The following is a 19503-nucleotide window of genomic DNA, read 5'->3' as shown; positions in this document are numbered from 1 at the left end:
CGAGGAGAAATCTATACACAAGCATTCCCACCCTATTGCATGTGTATAGATCTCTCGCTGCGCTCGAGATGACAAATTTGGTAATTATAATTTCATTAAAGCCTGATACAGCTTCTCAGTAGGCAAACCTACCACGTTAGTATATGAGCCGTTTATTTTCACAATTGAAGTTAGCCCTACCCACTCCTGTATGCCGTATGAGCCCGCTTTATCCATGGGTTTATATTTGGTAACGTAGTTAACAATTTCCTCGTCTGTTAGCGTCCTGAAGGTTACATCAGACACATCATAAAAACTATGGTACTGCTGCTTGTAAAACAAGCAAACACCGGTAATTACCTGGTGCACTTTGCCCGATAGCAATTGCAGCATTTCAATAGCATGCTGTTCTGATTCAGGTTTACCAAGAATATGCCCGTCGATACTCACAATGGTATCGGCAGTAAGCACCAGCTCATCGTCTTTTACAGACTCGTCAAAAGCGGTAGCTTTTTTCTGAGCGATATAAACGGCAATTTCTTCCGGCGTCAGGTTGTCCGGATAAGATTCATCAACCTCTTTCAGCACAATCTTAAAATCAAGGTCCATCAGCTTTAACAGCTCTTGCCGGCGCGGCGATTTGGAAGCTAATATAATAGGTGGGAAATTGTTCATTTAAAATTTTACAGGTATGGCCGGTAAAAATAACGTCTTTTTATGACAGCCCGAAACAAATGATAAGTTTAAAATTTGAACTTATTTTTCTGACTTATAAGTAATTAATTATTAAATATTTTAGTAATAGATTAGTACTATGCTACACCTAAGCTATCGCTGTATTTTATTGGTAGTCCTTTGCTTTATCCCCATCTTATCGTTTGCCCAGAAGGCTTATGACGGTCAGGTAATAGATAGCGCGACAGAAGACCCAATAGCCGGTGTTACTGTAAAGCTGTTGAAAGAGAAAATCACTACAGAAACCAACAGGCGAGGCTTTTTTGAACTCTATTTAGAAAAACAGATACCTAATGATACGCTACAGTTTTCCTCGATAGGTTATAACACATTTAAGCTGCCGGTATCGCAATATCAATCTCAAATGTTTATTTCGCTCGAAGCCAGTAATACGCTATTAAACGAAGTACGTATTGCCAACAAGAAGAAACTTAAGGATATTGTATTGGGTAAGTTTACCTATTATGACCTGAAAGATTTTGTCAGTCGTGGAGCAAGTCATCACACAGAATTTATCGTTAGCCGAACCGCGCTAGCAAAGTTTTTCATTGCTCCAAAAGCCAATACTACACTACGTACAATCAGTCTGGGCCGCCAGGATTTTCCTGCAGCGCCAACGTTAGCCCTAAGGAATGCATACACCAACTTTTTGATTCATATTATGCTACAGGATACGGTTACGGGCGCACCCGGGAAGATATTATTTACCAAGGAAATTGCACTAAGTGACAACTCAAAATTGGTAGATATTGATCTGGATATGGACAAGATCGTTATTCCGAAAACTAACTTTTTTATTGCCATAGAATGGGAAAACAACCCATACAATGAAATTATTACCGTTAGCAATGCGCAAAAAGTTGAGCGTACCACCAAAAGGGGCTGGCAAGTTACAAAAGATGCTGCCGAATACCGGGTATATTATCAGCCATTTTTAGTGGGTTATGATAATGAAAAAACCTTTAAACGCTCGCTATTATATATTAAAGTTAACAACCAATGGCAAGTATGCAAACAGTATCATATGGGAGACCTCGCTTTGTCGGCCACCGTACATTATTAGCAATTGGCATGAAATATTTCATTACCATTATATTCGGTCTTTTTACTTTGCTGTCCGCTGGGCAAAACAAAATAAATACATTTCACGTAGTGGATAGCTTAAGCGGTAAACCCGTCCCGTCAACCTCTGTCACTCTTATTAAGGCCAGGCTTTCTATCACTACAGAAAAGGATGGTATTTTTCAAATACCGGGCAATTTGTCGCTGATGCGCGATACGCTGGTAATATATGTACAGAATTACAAACAGAGACGGCTAACACTACGCCAATTAAATGGTATGGATACCATACAGTTAAGCAGATATAATATTAAACTGAATAATGCAATAGCAAAATTTGATGTGGATACGCTATTGAATGATTATAAGAAAAACCGTATCGTGCATTATGCCGGCGTCAATACATCAACAGCAAAGTTTGAATATTTACAAATGGCCCAACAGTTTTACACCACTAAACCTGGTGTATCTTTAAAAAGTATTAAATTAAATCGCTTGTCTTTTGGCCTTGATGATTCAGACAATAGCTGGTTAGGGCTGGTGCATTTAGATGTTACCAGATTCCGGATCAGGATATATGATATAGATCCTGTAACCCATAGGCCGGGCCGAGATCTTTGCAGTAAGGTTATTGAGGAGAGTAAAAGGGTGGGCAGCCAGGTTTCTATCAATTTAAAAAAATACCACATCACAATACCTAATACCACGTTTTTTGTTGCGGTTGAATGGATGCGGGATTTCTACAATGCAGGTTACAGCGTAAGTTATGACGATAACGGAAAAACAACACGCGAGATCAATTACCGACCCGCTATTGGCATATCACCGGTTACTGGAAATGCGCTCAATATTTGGGCGCTCAATTTAAACCAGGAATGGAAACTATTTACTTATTTTATGCCATTTGGTACAGACTTGGCGATGAGTGCAGTTATAGCTTATTGATAAAATAATGAACTTTGGCTTACCAGCTGTACGCTTCGGCGCTCATCCAATTGTCCTGAACTTTCAGCACTTTTTCAATAATATCGCGCGCCGCGCCTTTACCACCGCCAAGCGGCGATATGTATTGGCTGACGGCTTTTATCTCCTGGCAGGCGTCAGACGGGCAAACAGCCAGGCCTACCAGTTTCATTACCGCCAGGTCAGGAATATCATCGCCCATATAAAGCACATTGGCAGGCAGAATATGCTTTGATTCAAGGTAATCTTTAAAGCGGCTCACTTTGTCGTGTGCACCAATGAAAACATCCTTAATACCCAGGCTATTTAAACGGTATATCGAAGTTTTTGAACGGCTACCAGAAATAGCGCAAACATTATAACCACATTTCACGGCCAATTGCAGGGCATAGCCATCCTTAATGTTAAAAGCACGGCTCTGCTCGCCGGTTTCAGTTACAAAAACCGAACCGTCGGTCAACACGCCGTCAACATCAAAAATAAACGTGGTAATGTCTTTTAGCTTGCTTAGAAATGATTCCATTTGGAAAGATTACACTGATTAATATTTCGATTACATCGATTGCATAACCGGCGATTTATAGGTTATTGGTTATCGCGCCACTCATAAACCCAGGCCGACTGGATCTGTTCCAGGTGGCCCTCGTTTGATTCTTCGCGGGTGCCTGCAAAGTTAGGCAGGGATAATACCCACTCTAACAAGTCCGTAAAGCGGATGCGGTATATTTTTGACTCGCCAAAATCATCGCCAAATTTTTCGTAAAGCGACATAGCTATGTCTTCATAATCGTTCCAGTGAATGGGCAGTGCAAATTTATCGTCTGTCATTGTATTTTGTACGTTATACGTATTACGTTGTACGTGTTAATTTATTAAACTGTGTTAGTAAGAGACAAGCGCATAACGTAAAATGTCATACGTAAAACCCGTTAATGGCCCAAAAACTGAGATTGATCAGGCAGTGTAACTTCAATATCGCCGTCAATCATTACGCACTGGCAGCCAAGTCTTGAATTAATGCGTGGGTTAACAGCGCGGTCAATAAAGTCTTCTTCTTTATCAGATATCTCCTGTACGTTGTCCATACCTTTGTTCACATAAATATGGCAGGTACTGCATCCGCAAACGCCACCACAATTATGCTGAAGCTCTATGCAGTTGTCCAGGCAAACGTCCAACACAGATTCCCCCTCGGCAATTGGCAATTCTACCGACTCATGCCCAGCTTCTTCAAAGTTTATTTTTACTTTAAAAATATTCATTTCGGCAAAAGTAACAAAATTACTTGTCCCCATGCAGGTCAATATCCATTTTGATAATGCCCTGACTTAACAAGTGGTATAAGGCCTGTAAATCAGCTTGATTTTCTAACAACCTGAGGTGATCGTGCATAGTTATTTCATCCCGCCGTATCGCCGGTCCGGTTTGAACAGACGCAGGCAAAGAACTTTGGGCTTTCAGTGCGGTCTCTAAAATAAGCGGACGAATCAGGTTAAAATCCAGCTGATGGCCGGCTAAAAGCTGCTGCGCAACGTTATAAAGATAATTAGGGAAATTGCAGGCAAATACCGCTGCCAGGTGCAATATTTTACGCTGGGCACTGTCAGCCTGATAAACATGGTTGCTGATTGTCTGCGCCAATTGGGTTAGTTGTTTGGCGATGGCTTCAGTAGCTGCTTCAATACATAAGGGTACTTCACTAAAATTGAGCTCGCGCGTTTTACTAAAAGTTTGTAGTGGATAGAACACTCCTACCTGCTCTGCATAAGCTTGCAAAGCAAATATATGCGTAGCCCCCGATGTATGAACCATCAGTTTATCATACTTCGCCAGCTGCTCAGCTACGGGGCCAATGGCGTCGTCTTTTATAGAGATTACAAAAAGGTCGGTTTCAGTGTCTATCTGGGCGAGATCATTAATAGGCTCGGCTTTTACATGGTAGGCCAACAATGCGGCATTCTGCGCATCTCGGCTATATACCTGTACAATGCGGTGCCCGGCGTTTTTAAATGCTGCTGCCAAGTGTGTGGCTACATTGCCTGATCCGATGATGGTGATTCTCATAACACCCTTCTAAATCTCCCCAAAGGAGAGACTTTATTAGCGTAATTAAAAAACTATTTTATTAGATATCTATTCAAGCCCTCCCTTCCGGGGAGGGTTGGGTGGGGCCTTAGGCTCTTTTCAACTCCTTATTCCTTCTGAATATCGACAGCAAAATACCAATAACCATAATGATGGTTCCGGCCCACAGAAAGTTAATATCCGGGAATTGTATAGCACGCATTACAATCCATTTCTTGGCGCTTTCAGGTTGCTGATAAACGCTGATCTCTACCTTATTTTCTTTTGGCAATACCTGGCTAAAGCGGAACTTTACGCCAGCATCGTCAACCTTACGGGCAAAATCAAAGGCGTTATTACCACGAATCATGTATACCGGCTCGGCAGAATACGTTTTGCCGTTTACTACCACTTGCAACGTAGCGCCTATGGCCACATCTTTAGGCTCCAGCTGGATGTCCTGTAATTTATCTATTTTACCCAAACCGGCAAGAATAGCGTAACCCTCTCTGAAATGAATGGTATCACCAACAGCAACTTTGTAAGGTATCGGGGCTTCATACTTTTTATCGTCATCTGCTTCACCATGGCCGTCGGCTTGTTCACCTTCGTTCAGTGTTATGGCGTTTGACATATTTACGTGCGTATATAAATCGCTGAACAGGTAATGTTTGGTATCCGGAGAAGCGATAAGCCCCATTTTTGCGTTAGCCTGGGCGTTGGGTTTCAAGGTAAACTCTTCAACTACTTTGCCATTGGCATCTAACTGCTTGTAGTTTACTTTGAAGTAGTGATTTGGAGCTGATATAGAGTCGCCTATGTAAGTTACCGTATACTTACCCATTTTAACAGGTGTATTTTTATACAGGATAATATTTTCGCGCGGGTTATTTTTTGACTTTACGAAATCCTCTGAAAATTGTTCACCACTATTATTTTCAGAAATAATTTTGCTGGTACCTGCCGAGATCAGGGCGCCAACCATGATAAAACCAAAGCCAATATGCGCAACTGCCGATCCGGCTAATTTAAATTTACCTTTAAAAGCGTCAACCAAAACCTTACCATTGGCCAGGATAGCATATATTGATCCTACCATGATAAGAATGAAAACCAACTGTAGTTTATTGGCGCCGGTGATAAAAATCACCGGTAGCGTGATCAATATAGCCACAACCAGGTAAACCAGCGTTGAGATAAAGAATTTTGCGCTGTCAGTCTTTTTGTATTTCAGAAATTGTGTGAAACCGGTTAGCAGCGTAACAACTACCGCAAACGAGGCCTGAACAATATTGTAGTGTTTAACCGGGTCGGCCGGCGGAGCCAGCTTGGTACCAAATATGGCGTTCCACACCGGGATAGATGACACCACCACCAGGTGAAAACATGACAGGCACAGGAATATGGCGCCTACAAACATCCAAAATTCACGTGAGTACGTTTCTTCGTCTTTGGTAGTTTTTGGTAGTTCTTTCCAGCGGATAACCAGCAATACTACGGCTATCATCAGGAACAGCACCACATCAAACACCAGGTGCCAGAACAATCCGGCGTCAGTAAATGAGTGTACAGAAGTTTCGCCTAAAATACCGCTTCGGGTTAAGAATGAAGCATACAGCACCAACACAAAACTGGCTAATACCAATATGGTAGAGGTGATATATGAATGACCGGTATTTTTGTAAACGATCATAACGTGTACCGCACCTACCAATATTAACCATGGAATAATTGAGGCATTCTCCACAGGATCCCAGGCCCAGAAGCCGCCGAACGACAGCGACTCATAAGCCCAGAAAGCACCCATAATAATACCCGTACCCAATATCATCATAGCAAACAAGCCGTACGGAATAGCCGCATTTACCCAATCTTTATAACGTTTTTGCCACAGACCGGCTATGGCGTAAGCAAACGGAACTACCATTGACGCAAAACCCAGGAATAAGGTTGGAGGGTGTATTACCATCCAGTAGTTTTGCAATAACGGGTTCATACCGTTCCCATCTTTGATATAGGTTAAGTAACTATGATATAAATCGGGATTGGTAGCAAAAATTGGCGCTTGTGCTTTCAAATCGATCGCCTCGCGCAATAAAATAAACGGTGACGAACCGATACGTGCCCCAAAAATATCCACACCAATAAGCATGGTAGCCAATACAGCTTGCGAAAGTGCAACAACAGTTAATACCGGCGATTCCCAGGATTTAGCACGCCAGATCAAAACACAGCTTAATACAGCTTGCCAGAAATTCCATAACCAAAAGCTGCCCTCCTGCCCATCCCAAAAACTTGAAATGATAAAATGCATAGGCAAAGCACGCGACGAATGCTCCCAGGCATAATAATACTCAAAAAGATGATTCAGAATGATGTAGAACAGACAAGCGCCAATGCCAATTACAGATAAGGCGTTTGTATAGGTACCTATGCGGCCCAGGCGTTTCCAGGAAGTATCAGTAGGGTTAGTAGTTGCAAAATAGTAGCTTATTGCCGCAAACAGGGCCGAGCCAAATGCCAAAATTGTAAAGAACTGGCCAAGCTGGCCCGGTAAAAGGTGTTCGCCTTTAAAAGCTGTATCCATTAAGTAAGTTTATATTATATGCTGGCCTGTTTAGATTGAGCCTCAGAAATTTCTACCTGATCTTTAGTATATTTTGAAGGGCATTTCATTAAGATGTGCTTAGCATGAAACTCATTACCCTCCATTTTACCGGTCAATACAATTTGTTCTGAACGCTCAAAGTCCTGCGGTTTGCTGCCTGTAAAAACTACTTTACACTCTTCGCCTTTATTGTCGGTCATATAAAATGAAAAGTAGTTAGCATCTTTAGTAGCATCATAAACAAGTTGTTTATTTTTGTTTAAGTGCCCAACAACATGCAGCTCGCTGGTGGTGTTTTCAGCATCTTTAAACGAGCCGTAAGTGCTTGAATTTGAGTAGACACTAATAATTACAGCTATCGCGATAGCTATTACAACCAGACCAAATATTGATGATTTTTTCATTTACGGTTTATCTCCTCTGAACTTAATTCTGCAAAAATACAAAACGTAAAGGTAATAATGTTTATTACTAAGGATATATACTATTTAGAACACATCTAAATAACTAGCGAATAATAGAGACCGATCCGCTTTTAATAACCTTGGTATGATAGTAGGTATCCTCGCCATCAAACAACCAGTAATAAGTTCCGGCCGGTACGGGTTTGCCGTTAACTGCTCCATCCCATATATCAAGTGGCGATGTGGCAATACGCATTAACTGCCCGTACCGGTTATATATTTTTATTGAATTAAATTGCACAAAGCCTTCCAAATGAGCGCTCAAAAAATCATTTACGCCATCATTATTGGGAGTAAATACATTAGGTATAGATACTACATAGGGCAAGGGTGGCAGTACCGTTGCGGTAATGCTAAATATAACCTGGCAGCCCAGAGCACTTTTGGCTTTTATAAAATAATTGCCGGTTTTATTAATTTCGGTATAATTTACCAGGGGGATAGTCGCCTGCGCATCTTTATAAAACGTATAGGTAATATCCGGCTGTTTAACAAAGGTTTTAGTAATATCAATGGTTTCAGGATAATGCACTGGTTCAGGAGCTTTAACATTTATTAGCGGGGCTGTTAATTTCACGTACACCATTACTGTATGCGGACAACCGTCTTTTGTTGTCCCCCGGATATAATAATTACCCGACAGAACAACTTTTGTAGAATCGCGGACATGCGTAGTTTCAGAAACATCGGTAAAATAGTTGAGTTTAAATCCGGGGCTACTCCCTGCCGTTACTTCAGGGCCGGTAAGGCTAACTCCGGTTTCAGGACACCCATATAAAGTATCGACGGCTTTTAAGGTGAGACCATCGTTAATTTTACTGACGGTAGTGTACAAGGTGTCAGGACAACCCTGCCCCGGGTAAGGCGCGATCACAACTGCGTACCGCGTACCTTCAGGCGGAGCCGGAAAAATATCCAGAAATTGATTAGTGCCTAAAGATTCTGTTAAATCGGCATTAAACCACTGGTAACCGGCAAATCCACGGGGACCGCCTAATAGTACATCCTTTTTGGGGTCGCAGAACAAATTACCTGTCACCGGACCTGTTGATAAGCCTTCGTCAATATCTAAGTAAGCGTAACCAAAGTGTCCGCCCTTGGTGCAGTCCTGCGTCGCAAACTCCAGCCGCATAAGTTTACCGGCATAGCCATGCAGGTTTATAGTTACCACCGACCAATCTTTGTAATAGATGGTCGACAGATCTCCCTCCTTGCTATTTGCCGGTTTAACGTCCGACAACTTAAACCCCGGCAGGGCGGCTGATGCTATAAAATCAAACGCGGGGCATGGCACAAACACGCCGTCATCCACATCGTAAATATGGGCTACAAAACGGGGTTGCTGGTATGCCTCATGATCAGGATTTTGAAGTACCACCGCATAGTCAAAAGTGACTACGTAAGGCGTGGTGTTAGCATTATCAGGTACCTTGAAAGTATAGCTTATACTTTCAGCCTGGGCGTTTACGTCGTCGTTGCCTAAGCGCATGCAAAACCTGCTGCCATTGGGGCTGAGCACCGGGAACTTGCCGTATGGGTCAAGTACACCAATATTGTTATCTCTGCTGAATAACGTGTGGCGGGTAGGTACCGGGCCGGTACTTCCTAAGTGTAAAACGCCGCTGGCATCCACATTACCTGAGGCACAGATCCAGCCATTAAAGGAGCCATCCTCAAAACCAACATTAGCCGGCAATTGAGCATAGGTATTTATGCTGACTAGAAAAAGTATTGCAAACAGGGGCTTAAACACCGGCGTTATGTGAATGGTTAAATCACTATGCTGATTACGTTTAAAAACGAATACCCGTTGCCTCTCCTACCTGTAATCAACACACTAATTTACAGAACAATAAATCCTAAAACAAAAAAGGCGGGCCAAATTGGCCCGCCCTCGTTTATATAATTTATCAGTTAATAATTACGGCCAAATGCCCAGGTTTTGGTAAGATACTGCAATCTTATTGATGACGCCCACCAAACCTGCGGTACGCAAAGTGTCCATCTTTTCGGTGTTTTTGTAGATTTCGCGAATTTCGTGATATGAGCGAATCATTGTATCTTCTAAACCTGAATTAACCAATTCAAGCTCAGATGCGCCTTTAACGATAGTAGCGCGTTGCAATGGGGTTAAAGCAACACCGGTTATACCTTCAACCATATTTACCAGGTTTAAATTGGTATTTTCTTCAAAACGGCGATTAATACGGCCAAACGCCACATGCGACAGATTTTTCAGCCATTCAAAATAAGATACTGTTACGCCACCCGCATTTGCGTACATATCGGGCACAATAATGCCGCCCATTTCGTAAAATATAGCCTCGGCCTGTGGGCTGGTTGGGCCGTTAGCACCTTCAACTATAATTTTCGCTTTTATGTTACGAATGTTAGCTACAGTAAGTTGATTCTCCAAAGCTGCCGGAACCAAAATATCGCAAGGCTGTTCTAAACCTTCCATGGTATTTTTAAACTCTTTCCGGGCGCCTGAGTAGCCCAGAATTGAGCCGCTTGCTTTGCGATGCTGGAACACGGCGTCCACATCCAAACCATCTTCGTTATAAATGGCGCCCTCAAACTCGCAAATACCGACTATAATAGCGCCAAACTCGGCCAGAAACTTAGCCGAATAGAAACCTACGTTACCCAGGCCTTGCACAATTACACGTTTGCCGGTAATGCCGGGAGTTAAACCAAGCTTGTGCATATCCTCTGCAACGCTTACGCACTCCCGCGCCGCTATAGCTACTCCCCTGCCGGTTGCTTCGCGACGGCCCTGGATACCATGCAGTGCTATGGGTTTACCGGTAACGCAACCCATGGCGTCCAGTTGCCCCGGATTCATAGCTGCGTAAGTATCGGCAATCCAGCTCATTTCGCGTTCGCCGCTGCCATAGTCAGGTGCGGGGACGTCAATACTTGGTCCAATAAAGTTTTTCTTAGCAAGCTCAACCGTATAACGTCGGGTTATATTTTCAAGTTCTTGCGTAGTATAGTTTTTAGGATTAATTTTTATACCGCCTTTTGCACCGCCAAAGGGTACATTCACAATTGCGCACTTGTAAGTCATTAATGCAGCAAGCGCCATTACCTCGTCTTCATTTACCATTTCGCTGTAGCGGATGCCACCTTTGGTTGGCGACTGGTGGTGCGAATGCTCAACACGCCAGGCGTCAATAACTTCAAAACCGTTTCCACGGCGAATTGGAAAACGGAAACGGTAAACACTGTTACATGATTTAATCTGGTCTAAAAGACCGGCATCGTGATGGGTAAATTTTGCGGCGTAATCAAAGTTTCGGCATACATCGGCAAAAAAGTGTGTATCCTGATTAGCGGCTGGATTATCTATAGCCATAAGTAAAAGTTGTAAAATATAATTTTGTTAATAAACGCCTCAAATTTGATATAAATTTTATCAAAATCGTAATTTATTGTATCCACATACCAGATACCTATATTAACAATAGTACAAAAACTATGTTTAAACAACAATAAGCTATTTTTATGGCTATTTGTCTTTTTCAATTTTTTTCAGGCGACGATCTATAGCGAACAGATACAGCGCCAGGCCTATAAAAATAATTGCTATAACAACTACCACGACATATATTTTTCCATTGCTACGCAGCACGGTATCCATCTCCGGGCCTTGTGCAAATGCCGTGGTATAACCCAACAGTAATAAAAGTATTATTGAGATTTGCTTCATTAGTTTAATTCGTTCTGTTTGTATTCAATCAATCGTATGCGGTAGCGCAAAGTAGCTATCCATAAGGCAATAAAACTCCAGCCTAACATAGCCGGGTAAAATGATATTCGCATGGTATTGTCGAGATCACTGCCGCCAAAGCCCGGATTACCGCCGTTACCCGGATGTAAAGAATCCGTCAATCGTGGTAATACAAATAGCAAAACCACCATAATCGGAAAAGCAAAAATATTGTAAACAGCCGATATTTTGGCTCGCTTCTGCTCCTCATCTATGGCATTACGCATTACCAGGTAGGCGGCGTATAGCAGAAAGCCAATGGCCGCACTATTTTGCTTGGGGTCGTTGCTCCAATATTCTCCCCAGGTATATTTGGCCCAGAGCATGCCGGTTATCAGGCCTAAAATGTAAAAAAACATCCCGGTATTAACACATTCAACGGCAGCTAAATCGTCCTCTTCGCGATTATATCTCAAATATTTAATACTGAAATACACGGATATAACCATCACTGTTAACATACCCATCCACATAGGTACATGGAAATACAGATTACGTATCGTTTCGTTAACAATATATTTTTCAGGTACGGCAACCAGTAAGCCAGTAATAATAGAAGAAAGCACCAATAAAACGGCTATTACTTTCCACCAGGTTTGATATATAAACTTCATTTTTTTATCGGTAGGCAAATGTAGCAATTATGTGCGATAAATAGTGGGATTGAAGTGGCTTAGCGCTTTTCTGACGGCACATAATCAACCGGTAACAGTTGCGAAAGCCGCGATTTGCTCCAGGTGCCCTCATACAAGGGCTCGCCATTCATCACAATACCGTTTTTATCAAAAAATGCCACTGGCGGGTTTGAAGGCAGTGTGATTACACTGATCTCATAATTAGGCATATCCAACGGCCGAAACACATCTTTATAGTTAGTTTCATCGCGTTTTTTGGTATACATTACATAGAGATAGTTTGGAAAAGTAATGGCAAAGACACCGGGTGTTTGCGTTTGACGCAACAACTCAAATGAGGCATATGGCGTTTGCGAAACCTTGTCCATATAATATTTCGACATATTGGCTATCTCAACCCAATAATTAGCCGAGTCAACCATACCTAAACTTTTAAACTTGTTAATCCGTTGCCGTAATATCTGGTCGCTTGGCCGGGCCGGGTTAAGGTAACGGGTTAAATGTCTTACCTCAAATCCTTCTTCAGTCAGCTTATCGGTATATAACGCCCGGTAAAATTGCATGGACGAGCCATAGTAAGCATCATCCCTTGCTTTTTGCCAGACCTTTTTCTGCGCTGCCGATCCGGGCAACTCTTCAAACAAACGCTCGCCACCATAACGTATTACTGCAGCTATCCCATCGCTCGAGAAATCCTTCAACAAAAATTTGACGCGATAGCCTAAAGCGTGGTTGTCAATTACTAAAAACTTTTCAGTTTCTGCCTCAAGCAAAAGTGTTTTTTTGTGATAGGTAAAATAGATTACGTCAGGATTAAGGATCTGACATAATTTTGCGTTATCATCCTGCCCTAAAAAGTCTTTTTTAAATTGCTCAAAGTTTCGCCGCCAGTCAGCTTTACTGTTGGTTGAAATGGTCACTTCATGCAATTCAACCACTTTAGGCTCCATTTCAATTTCAATAATTAAGGGCTTATCCTCTTCTACCTGTATTTTTTGGGTATAATCCTGAAAACCTATTGAGGTTACTACCAATGTGTATTGGCCCGGCCGAAGTTTACTTAATTGAAACGATCCGTCGCCGGCGGAAACTGTGCCAAACGATGAATTACTCAGAAAAACGCTTGCCTGAGGTATAGCTGTTTTAGAAGCCTTGGTTACCACTTTCCCTGTTATAGTGCCTAATTGGGCCCACGCGACAATAGGCAGTAAAAGATATAAAAGCAGTAATCGTAAAAATCGCATAGGTGTTTTTGTACGCTTTAAATTACTAAATAAAGCAATTGCAGATAATTATACTGAAAAACGAGTATAAAAAATGTTAAATCCGGCGTATTCTAATCTCGTCTTAATTTGGCGTTCTTTAATACCTGCTCCTGTGTACTGTAAGGCATATAATCAACCGGCAAAAGTGTTGACAAACGGGCCTGCGACCACGAACCTTCATACATTGGCGAAGGGCCCACTATGGTTCCGTTTTTATCAATTACTATGGCCATGTTTCCATTTACCAGGCTTACAATAGTAGTTTGATAATTTAAATCGTGAGGGCTTCTGTAAACGTTTTTATAAAAGTTCTCTTCCCATTTTTTGGTATACACCACATATAGGTGATCCGGAAAAACAACTTGTTTTAAATTAGGATTATCAGTTGGTTGAACAATGTCTTTAACATTAAAATGGCCATGAAATTTTTGATTAGTATAGCGCGACGCCCTGCCCTGTTTTAACCAATAAACCAAAGAATCGTGGCTTAATTGTTTCATGTTGCGCAAATGTCTTTGGATCTCTGTTTCAGATGGACGATTGGTATTATCCTCGCGTGATAAATCATAAATACGATAACCTGCCTGTTCCAGACTGTCGCTGTATAATGACCGGAAAAAATGCATTGCTGAACCGTAAAAAGCTTCGTCACGTTTTTGATGCCAGCGTTCCTGCTTTGCCTTACCACCGCTCAACTCTTCAAAAACCTGGTTACCGGCATAGGAAAGGCTGCCGGTTTTGGTATCGCTTTCAAAGCGTTTTAAAAGGTATTTAATACGATAACCCAGTGCTTTATTTTCAATCACCAGGAACTCATTAGTATAAGCATCCAGCACAGTTTTGTTTTCATGGTAGCTAAAGTTCAGTACGTCCGGATTTATAATTTTGCACTCCTGTGCATTTGCGTCCATACCAATAAAATCTTCCTTAAATTCTTCGAGTGCGCGCTTCCTGTCGCTTTTGGACATCAAGCCAATAGTTACTTCCTTTAATTCGGTAACCTTGGGTTTAAGTTCAATATTGAGTGTCACGGGTTGTACGCCAACGCTTATCACTTTCAGTTCGTCCTCATAACCAATTGAGCTTACAACCAGGTTGTATTGCCCGGGTTGTAATCCGTTTAGTTTAAACCCGCCATCTTTACCTGTTGATGTACCAAAGGATGAATTGCTTAAAAATACGCTGGCCCCAGCTATAGGAGCCTTGTTATCGGCCGATATGATGGTACCGTTTACAGAAACACTTTGCGCCCAAGCAAACACAGGCAGCAATAACAGTAATAATATTTTAAATAACTTCATTAACAGATTTAAAATGATATTAAACGGAGTTTAATTCGGGGTATTATCAATCTCGCCATAAAAATGGGAATAGCAACAAAGCTGTTGCAATAACAATGGCATTTATAGCCAGTAAAGCGCCCATATCGCCATAACTCAGGCTGCGGTCAACACCATCCATGGCGTGCTTGCTAAGACGGATAAGCATTAGTATTACCGGGATAATAACCGGAAAGCTCAATATTGCCATCAGTGTACCGTTATTGCCCGCTTTTGAGGCGATGGCTGATATCATCGTAAATACCGTCGAGAAACTGATGCTGCCCAAAATTACGCTGATGAAATAAAACAGCGGATCGCCCAGCGTATTATTGAAAAACAGCATGTACACGGTTAATGCCAGTATTCCTAACAAAGACATCAATAAAATATTATAAATGGTTTTGGATAAGATAATAGCCTGCGGGCTGGCTATCGAATAATAATACAGTAACCGGCTTTTGCTTTCCTGTAAAAAGCTTTTGGCTATAGCATTTACAGAAGCAAACAGCATGATGATCCAAAACAACACGTTCCAAACAATTTTGTAGCTATCGCCGCTTTGTTGAAAACCCGCTGTTAAATTAAATGATATATAGCAGATAAAAACAGTAGACACCACGTAAAGCAACACGCCGTTAAAAGCATATTTTGAGCGCCACTCCAGCAATATTTCTTTTTTAAGGAGTTCCCACGTCTGGTCAAATAATTTCATCGCTGTAAAAATAGCAATTAGTGTGTTTTAAATTGGGCTTTAGCAAAAAAGAGCCCTAATTTTACCATATGCCAATAATGTATTACAAGACACCGGTGGGCATTGCCAAAATTGTTGAACAGGACGGCTTTATAAGCCGGGTACATATTATGGACGAGCAATACGAACCCAATGAGGCCGAAACGCCGCTGCTGCAACAAGCGGCCAGCCAGTTTGACGAATATTTTGCCGGTACACGCCGAAGTTTTGAGCTGCCGATAAGACAGCCCGGGTCAGACTTTCAACAACAGGTTTGGGATGAATTATTGAAGATTGAATACGGCAAAACTATCAGCTATAACGAACAATCGCGACGTATGAATAATCCGCTGGCTATACGCGCTATAGCGGCAGCCAACGGAAAAAATAATTTATGGGTGATAGTTCCCTGTCACCGGGTAATAGGCGCAAACGGAAGTTTAACCGGTTATGCAGGCGGCCTTTGGCGCAAAAAGTGGTTATTGGAGCACGAAGCCAAAGTAGCCGGAGTTGGTCAAGCTAAGCTTGAGTTTTAGTATTTGGAGCAGCCAGTAATTTCTCAATTTTTTCATGCAATTGGGCCGGAACAAATGGTTTAGATAGCACATCATTCATACCCGCGGCCAACGCCTCCTGCTGTTCATGATCAAAAGTAGCGGCTGATAATGATATGATAGGTATGCTACGTTTTGGCTCCTCAAAATCAATACGAATTTTGCGGGCAGCCTGGTATCCATTCATTTCAGGCATATGCGTATCCATCAATATCAGGTCGTAGTCTCTTTCTTTAAGTTTATCAAGTGCTTTGGCTCCGTTGTTTACTATTTCGACATTTACTTTCCAATCAGCCAGCATTTTGGAGAGCATGAATTGATTAACCAGGTTATCCTCGGCAACTAAAATATTCAGCCCTTCAAAAGGGGCTAATTCAGCACTATTTCTAGGAGTTGTCACTGCTTCGGCAGGTTCGGCTGTAATAGTATACCAATTAGTAAAAGTAAAAATGCTGCCTTTACCAACACGGCTATCGACGGTTAATTCGCCGCCTTTAAGTTCAATCAATTTTTTGACGATTGCCAGGCCTAAACCTGTGCCGCCATATTTGTTAGCAGTATCCTCGTCCGCCTGTTCAAATGATTCAAAAATATCGTTTAAACGGTGTTTGGGTATGCCAATGCCTGTATCCTCAACAATAATTTGTATCCTTACCTGGTCGCCTTTTTGCGCTAATTGCTTTACACTTAGCTTTACATGTCCGCGCTTGGTAAACTTAATAGCATTGCTCAAAAGGTTCATCAATATCTGGTTCAACCGTAATGAATCAATCAGCAGGTACTCAGGAACTTCGTCATCAACATGCAGAAAGAACTCAATGTGCTCTTCGTCGGCTTTAAACTTCAATAAACGGTATACAGCGTTAATCAGGTTACGTATTTTGCCTGGTGAGCGTATAATGCTAAACTTTCCGGCATCTATCTTAGATATATCCAACACGTCATTAACAACACCTAATAAAGATTGTGACGACACATCGAGCATGTCAATCATGCTGCTTTGCTGATCAGTAAGCGTTGTTTTGCGTAGTAACGACGTAATGCCAATTATTCCATTTATCGGTGTACGCAACTCATGGCTCATGTTAGCCAGAAATGTTTCTTTAGCCTTTTTCCCAATCTCTGCCGCTTCTTTCGACTTAATTAGCTGGCTCTCATAACTTTTTTGCGGTGTTACATCGTTGATATTAAAAAACAATGTTTTGTTACGGTAAGCAACGCGACATTCAACCGAGATCGGGTTTTTAGCAAAGGTTTCAAACTGATAGTCAAGCACCGCCAGAGCCAGGTTATCCTTAATGATATCGCCGAGACGCTTGCGAAATGCTGGTTTATCTCCGTCAACCACCCTGTCCAGTATGCTTTTGCCGATAAGCTCAACCGGGCGATAGCCCAGAATAGTTTCGACAGCCGGATTAATGGTTTTAATCCGTAAAGTTTCAGCATCGACCGTACAAATAATATCAGCCGAATTTTTCACTACCATCGCGTAATTTTCAAGTTCTTCATTTTTTTGTCTGACCTCTGCCTGCGCACGGGCCAATTGTATAAATGAATCAACTTTAGCCGAAGTAATGTATGGGTCGAGCGGTTTGTACAAATAATCGACAGCACCAACGCCCAAACCTTTCACAGCATAACGTGTTTCTTTTGATATAGCGGTAACAAACAGCACCAGAATATCTTTGGTACGTGGATTTGATTTCAACATTTCCACAAACTCAAAGCCATCCATCTCAGGCATTTGTACGTCTACAAGGGCAATGGCAATGTTATTTTCCCAGGCTATGCGCAGGGCATCGTTAGCCGAGGTGGTAGAATGTAACCTAATATCAGTTCGGTTCAACAGCGCTTCAAGCGCTATGATATTCTCTTCGCGGTCATCGACTATAAGGATGTGAACAGGGGGCGGCATTAATAATAATTTGGGTGAGAATAAATTTATAGTTGAAAAAGTTCAAGCATTTCTTTGGTATTAAGTATGTATTCAGCTGCATCCATATTTATAGCAGCCATAGGCATTTCAGGCATCTCGGCCTCCGCCGGGTTTTGTGCTATTGTAAGTGCTCCGTTTTGCCGTAATTTTAGTAAGCCTGCAGCACCGTCAGGATTTGCTCCCGAAAACAAAACAGCGGTACATCTTTCGCAATAAATATCTGAGGCACTATCAAAAGCTACATCAATTGATGGTTTTGAATACCAAACTGCGTCAGAGACGTCTAAACTAAATGATCGGTCTTTTTCAATTAATGTGTGATAATTTGCCGGTGCAATGTAGACCGTATTATTGGTGATTACATCTTTGTCGCTCACTTCGCGAAGAGACATACGGCTACTTTCGGCAAATAGTTTTTCAATTTCGCTAAAAAAGTTTTTTTTACGGTGGATGATTACCAGAACCGCTTTATTAAGGTTAGAAGGAAACACCTTTACGGCGCTATAAATGGGCTTAAATGAACCCGCAGAACCGCCGAGCAACAACAAATCTGTATTGCGCCAGCGTTCAATAATATGTTGGTCAAGCGCCAATTTTTTGGTATATATTTTCCTTTTGGTTGATGACTTTGAATTTTTTCTTAAAAAAGTCTGATCGGATAGTTTCTTTCGAACCGAGACATAAAAAACCTAATGGCGCCAAACTCTTATAAAAAAGCTCAAGAATTCTCTCTTGTAACGGTATTTCGAAATAGATAAATACGTTTCTGCAGGATATCAACTGAAACTCATTAAAAACGTTATCTGATACGAGATTGTGTACGGAGAATAACGTATTTTGTTTCAATTCAGTATGTATAGTTGCAGCGTCATATAAAACGGTGAAATGATCGGTTAGCGTACCTTCAAGCCCTGCCATCTGATAGTTTTCGATGTAACTTTTAATCTTACGCAGGCTATAAATACCTTTACGTGCTTCTTTTAAACACTCGGTGTTAATATCTGTGCCGTATATAAATGATTTTTTACGAAGACCGGCCTGATTAAGTAATATGGCCAGCGAATAAACCTCTTCGCCTGATGAACACCCTGCGACCCATATTTTGCTATGCTGATAGGACGAAAGATATGGAATAACCTGCGCATTAAACGCCCGGTAAAATGAGGGATCCCGAAACATTTCAGTAACATTCACTGTAACCTCTTCCAGGAAATGCTGAAAAAAAGCTTTATCATTAACTAAAATATGCTTTAAATCATAAAATTGCAGCTTTTTTAGTTGCATAATACGCGTAATGCGACGCTTTAAAGAGGCTTTGGTATAGCTGCTAAAGTCAAACCCATAAAGCTTGTTTACCAGATCAATAATCTCTGTTATTTCAGGAGTGGTTACTGTTTCGATACCGGCATACATA

The 19503-nt window shown here is 41.6% G+C and carries 20 protein-coding genes; 3 read left to right on the top strand and 17 right to left on the bottom strand.

Annotated features, from left to right (window positions below):
* Positions 1–84 precede the first annotated feature (84 nt).
* Positions 85–654, bottom strand: coding sequence for a Maf family nucleotide pyrophosphatase (locus ACFS5N_RS02965; RefSeq protein ID WP_377182072.1), 570 nt, complete (start codon positions 652–654; stop codon positions 85–87).
* A gap of 139 nt (positions 655–793) precedes the next feature.
* On the opposite strand from ACFS5N_RS02965, the gene ACFS5N_RS02960 reads away from it, so the two are divergent.
* The gene (locus ACFS5N_RS02960; RefSeq protein WP_377182070.1) at positions 794–1777 is read left to right on the top strand and encodes a carboxypeptidase-like regulatory domain-containing protein; all 984 of its coding nucleotides are present in this window, start codon (positions 794–796) and stop codon (positions 1775–1777) included.
* Positions 1778–1785: 8 nt separating this feature from the next.
* Positions 1786–2721 carry a hypothetical protein gene (locus ACFS5N_RS02955; RefSeq protein ID WP_377182068.1) on the top strand — a complete coding sequence of 312 codons (936 nt, stop codon included), beginning with the start codon at positions 1786–1788 and terminating at the stop codon, positions 2719–2721.
* A gap of 19 nt (positions 2722–2740) precedes the next feature.
* Here the strand turns inward: ACFS5N_RS02955 and ACFS5N_RS02950 are convergent, their stop codons facing one another.
* The 13 genes from ACFS5N_RS02950 to ACFS5N_RS02890 form a co-directional block, all read right to left on the bottom strand.
* A complete protein-coding gene (locus ACFS5N_RS02950; protein ID WP_377182066.1) occupies positions 2741–3262 on the bottom strand; it encodes a KdsC family phosphatase in 522 nt (173 codons plus the stop codon).
* 62 nt (positions 3263–3324) lie between these two features.
* Positions 3325–3567 (bottom strand): Fe-S cluster assembly protein IscX, encoded by a 243-nt coding sequence (gene iscX / locus ACFS5N_RS02945; protein WP_377182064.1) that lies wholly within the window; start codon positions 3565–3567, stop codon positions 3325–3327.
* Between the two features lie 101 nt (positions 3568–3668).
* Complete coding sequence (locus ACFS5N_RS02940; protein ID WP_377182062.1) at positions 3669–4001, bottom strand: 2Fe-2S iron-sulfur cluster-binding protein; 333 nt, start codon at positions 3999–4001, stop codon at positions 3669–3671.
* Between the two features lie 19 nt (positions 4002–4020).
* Entirely contained in the window at positions 4021–4803 is a 783-nt protein-coding gene (locus ACFS5N_RS02935; RefSeq protein WP_377182060.1) for a Rossmann-like and DUF2520 domain-containing protein, read from the bottom strand.
* Positions 4804–4912: 109 nt separating this feature from the next.
* Positions 4913–7390 carry a cytochrome c biogenesis protein CcsA gene (gene ccsA, locus ACFS5N_RS02930; protein ID WP_377182058.1) on the bottom strand — a complete coding sequence of 826 codons (2478 nt, stop codon included), beginning with the start codon at positions 7388–7390 and terminating at the stop codon, positions 4913–4915.
* A 14-nt stretch (positions 7391–7404) separates the two neighbouring features.
* Positions 7405–7815, bottom strand: coding sequence for a cytochrome c maturation protein CcmE domain-containing protein (locus tag ACFS5N_RS02925; protein ID WP_377182056.1), 411 nt, complete (start codon positions 7813–7815; stop codon positions 7405–7407).
* 103 nt (positions 7816–7918) lie between these two features.
* Positions 7919–9571: a T9SS type B sorting domain-containing protein gene (locus ACFS5N_RS02920; RefSeq protein WP_377182054.1), complete on the bottom strand. Its 1653-nt coding sequence runs from the start codon at positions 9569–9571 to the stop codon at positions 7919–7921.
* Positions 9572–9796: 225 nt separating this feature from the next.
* Positions 9797–11233 (bottom strand): Glu/Leu/Phe/Val family dehydrogenase, encoded by a 1437-nt coding sequence (locus tag ACFS5N_RS02915; protein WP_377182052.1) that lies wholly within the window; start codon positions 11231–11233, stop codon positions 9797–9799.
* Positions 11234–11386: 153 nt separating this feature from the next.
* Positions 11387–11587, bottom strand: coding sequence for a CcmD family protein (locus ACFS5N_RS02910; protein WP_377182050.1), 201 nt, complete (start codon positions 11585–11587; stop codon positions 11387–11389).
* A complete protein-coding gene (gene ccsA, locus ACFS5N_RS02905) occupies positions 11587–12261 on the bottom strand; it encodes a cytochrome c biogenesis protein CcsA (RefSeq protein ID WP_377182048.1) in 675 nt (224 codons plus the stop codon). Before ccsA (ACFS5N_RS02905) ends, ACFS5N_RS02910 begins: the two co-directional genes overlap by 1 nt.
* A gap of 59 nt (positions 12262–12320) precedes the next feature.
* Complete coding sequence (locus tag ACFS5N_RS02900) at positions 12321–13526, bottom strand: carboxypeptidase-like regulatory domain-containing protein (protein WP_377182046.1); 1206 nt, start codon at positions 13524–13526, stop codon at positions 12321–12323.
* Between the two features lie 92 nt (positions 13527–13618).
* Entirely contained in the window at positions 13619–14848 is a 1230-nt protein-coding gene (locus tag ACFS5N_RS02895) for a carboxypeptidase-like regulatory domain-containing protein (protein WP_377182044.1), read from the bottom strand.
* Between the two features lie 46 nt (positions 14849–14894).
* On the bottom strand, positions 14895–15581 hold the full coding sequence (locus ACFS5N_RS02890; protein ID WP_377182042.1) for a heme exporter protein CcmB: 687 nt from the start codon (positions 15579–15581) through the stop codon (positions 14895–14897).
* Between the two features lie 77 nt (positions 15582–15658).
* Here ACFS5N_RS02890 and ACFS5N_RS02885 point away from each other — a divergent pair, with 77 nt between their 5' ends.
* Positions 15659–16135 carry a methylated-DNA--[protein]-cysteine S-methyltransferase gene (locus ACFS5N_RS02885; RefSeq protein WP_377182040.1) on the top strand — a complete coding sequence of 159 codons (477 nt, stop codon included), beginning with the start codon at positions 15659–15661 and terminating at the stop codon, positions 16133–16135.
* Here ACFS5N_RS02885 and ACFS5N_RS02880 read toward each other — a convergent pair.
* Genes ACFS5N_RS02880 through ACFS5N_RS02870 form a run of 3 tightly spaced genes read right to left on the bottom strand, consistent with a single transcriptional unit; the run spans position 16119 to position 19502 of the window.
* The gene (locus ACFS5N_RS02880) at positions 16119–18068 is read right to left on the bottom strand and encodes a hybrid sensor histidine kinase/response regulator (RefSeq protein WP_377182038.1); all 1950 of its coding nucleotides are present in this window, start codon (positions 18066–18068) and stop codon (positions 16119–16121) included. The genes ACFS5N_RS02885 and ACFS5N_RS02880 overlap by 17 nt on opposite strands.
* A 26-nt stretch (positions 18069–18094) precedes the next feature.
* Entirely contained in the window at positions 18095–18682 is a 588-nt protein-coding gene (locus tag ACFS5N_RS02875; protein WP_377182036.1) for a chemotaxis protein CheB, read from the bottom strand.
* Positions 18672–19502, bottom strand: a complete 831-nt coding sequence (locus ACFS5N_RS02870; RefSeq protein ID WP_377182034.1) for a CheR family methyltransferase — start codon at positions 19500–19502, stop codon at positions 18672–18674. Before ACFS5N_RS02870 ends, ACFS5N_RS02875 begins: the two co-directional genes overlap by 11 nt.
* Between the last annotated feature and the right edge of the window lies 1 nt (position 19503).

Origin of the sequence: Mucilaginibacter ximonensis, from assembly GCF_042686265.1 — a bacterium.
Taxonomy (GTDB): Bacteria; Bacteroidota; Bacteroidia; order Sphingobacteriales; family Sphingobacteriaceae; genus Mucilaginibacter; species Mucilaginibacter ximonensis.
The sequence above is the reverse complement of the archived record's forward strand: the minus strand, read 5'-3'. Positions and strand labels throughout refer to the sequence as shown.

Coding starts and splice junctions, on each gene's coding strand:
- ACFS5N_RS02965 (WP_377182072.1), bottom strand. CDS start 654: ATGAACAATTTCCCACCTATTATATTAGCTTCCAAATCGCCGCGCCGG.
- ACFS5N_RS02960 (WP_377182070.1), top strand. CDS start 794: ATGCTACACCTAAGCTATCGCTGTATTTTATTGGTAGTCCTTTGCTTT.
- ACFS5N_RS02955 (WP_377182068.1), top strand. CDS start 1,786: ATGAAATATTTCATTACCATTATATTCGGTCTTTTTACTTTGCTGTCC.
- ACFS5N_RS02950 (WP_377182066.1), bottom strand. CDS start 3,262: ATGGAATCATTTCTAAGCAAGCTAAAAGACATTACCACGTTTATTTTT.
- iscX (WP_377182064.1), bottom strand. CDS start 3,567: ATGACAGACGATAAATTTGCACTGCCCATTCACTGGAACGATTATGAA.
- ACFS5N_RS02940 (WP_377182062.1), bottom strand. CDS start 4,001: ATGAATATTTTTAAAGTAAAAATAAACTTTGAAGAAGCTGGGCATGAG.
- ACFS5N_RS02935 (WP_377182060.1), bottom strand. CDS start 4,803: ATGAGAATCACCATCATCGGATCAGGCAATGTAGCCACACACTTGGCA.
- ccsA (WP_377182058.1), bottom strand. CDS start 7,390: ATGGATACAGCTTTTAAAGGCGAACACCTTTTACCGGGCCAGCTTGGC.
- ACFS5N_RS02925 (WP_377182056.1), bottom strand. CDS start 7,815: ATGAAAAAATCATCAATATTTGGTCTGGTTGTAATAGCTATCGCGATA.
- ACFS5N_RS02915 (WP_377182052.1), bottom strand. CDS start 11,233: ATGGCTATAGATAATCCAGCCGCTAATCAGGATACACACTTTTTTGCC.
- ACFS5N_RS02910 (WP_377182050.1), bottom strand. CDS start 11,587: ATGAAGCAAATCTCAATAATACTTTTATTACTGTTGGGTTATACCACG.
- ccsA (WP_377182048.1), bottom strand. CDS start 12,261: ATGAAGTTTATATATCAAACCTGGTGGAAAGTAATAGCCGTTTTATTG.
- ACFS5N_RS02900 (WP_377182046.1), bottom strand. CDS start 13,526: ATGCGATTTTTACGATTACTGCTTTTATATCTTTTACTGCCTATTGTC.
- ACFS5N_RS02895 (WP_377182044.1), bottom strand. CDS start 14,848: ATGAAGTTATTTAAAATATTATTACTGTTATTGCTGCCTGTGTTTGCT.
- ACFS5N_RS02890 (WP_377182042.1), bottom strand. CDS start 15,581: ATGAAATTATTTGACCAGACGTGGGAACTCCTTAAAAAAGAAATATTG.
- ACFS5N_RS02885 (WP_377182040.1), top strand. CDS start 15,659: ATGTATTACAAGACACCGGTGGGCATTGCCAAAATTGTTGAACAGGAC.
- ACFS5N_RS02880 (WP_377182038.1), bottom strand. CDS start 18,068: ATGCCGCCCCCTGTTCACATCCTTATAGTCGATGACCGCGAAGAGAAT.
- ACFS5N_RS02870 (WP_377182034.1), bottom strand. CDS start 19,502: ATGTATGCCGGTATCGAAACAGTAACCACTCCTGAAATAACAGAGATT.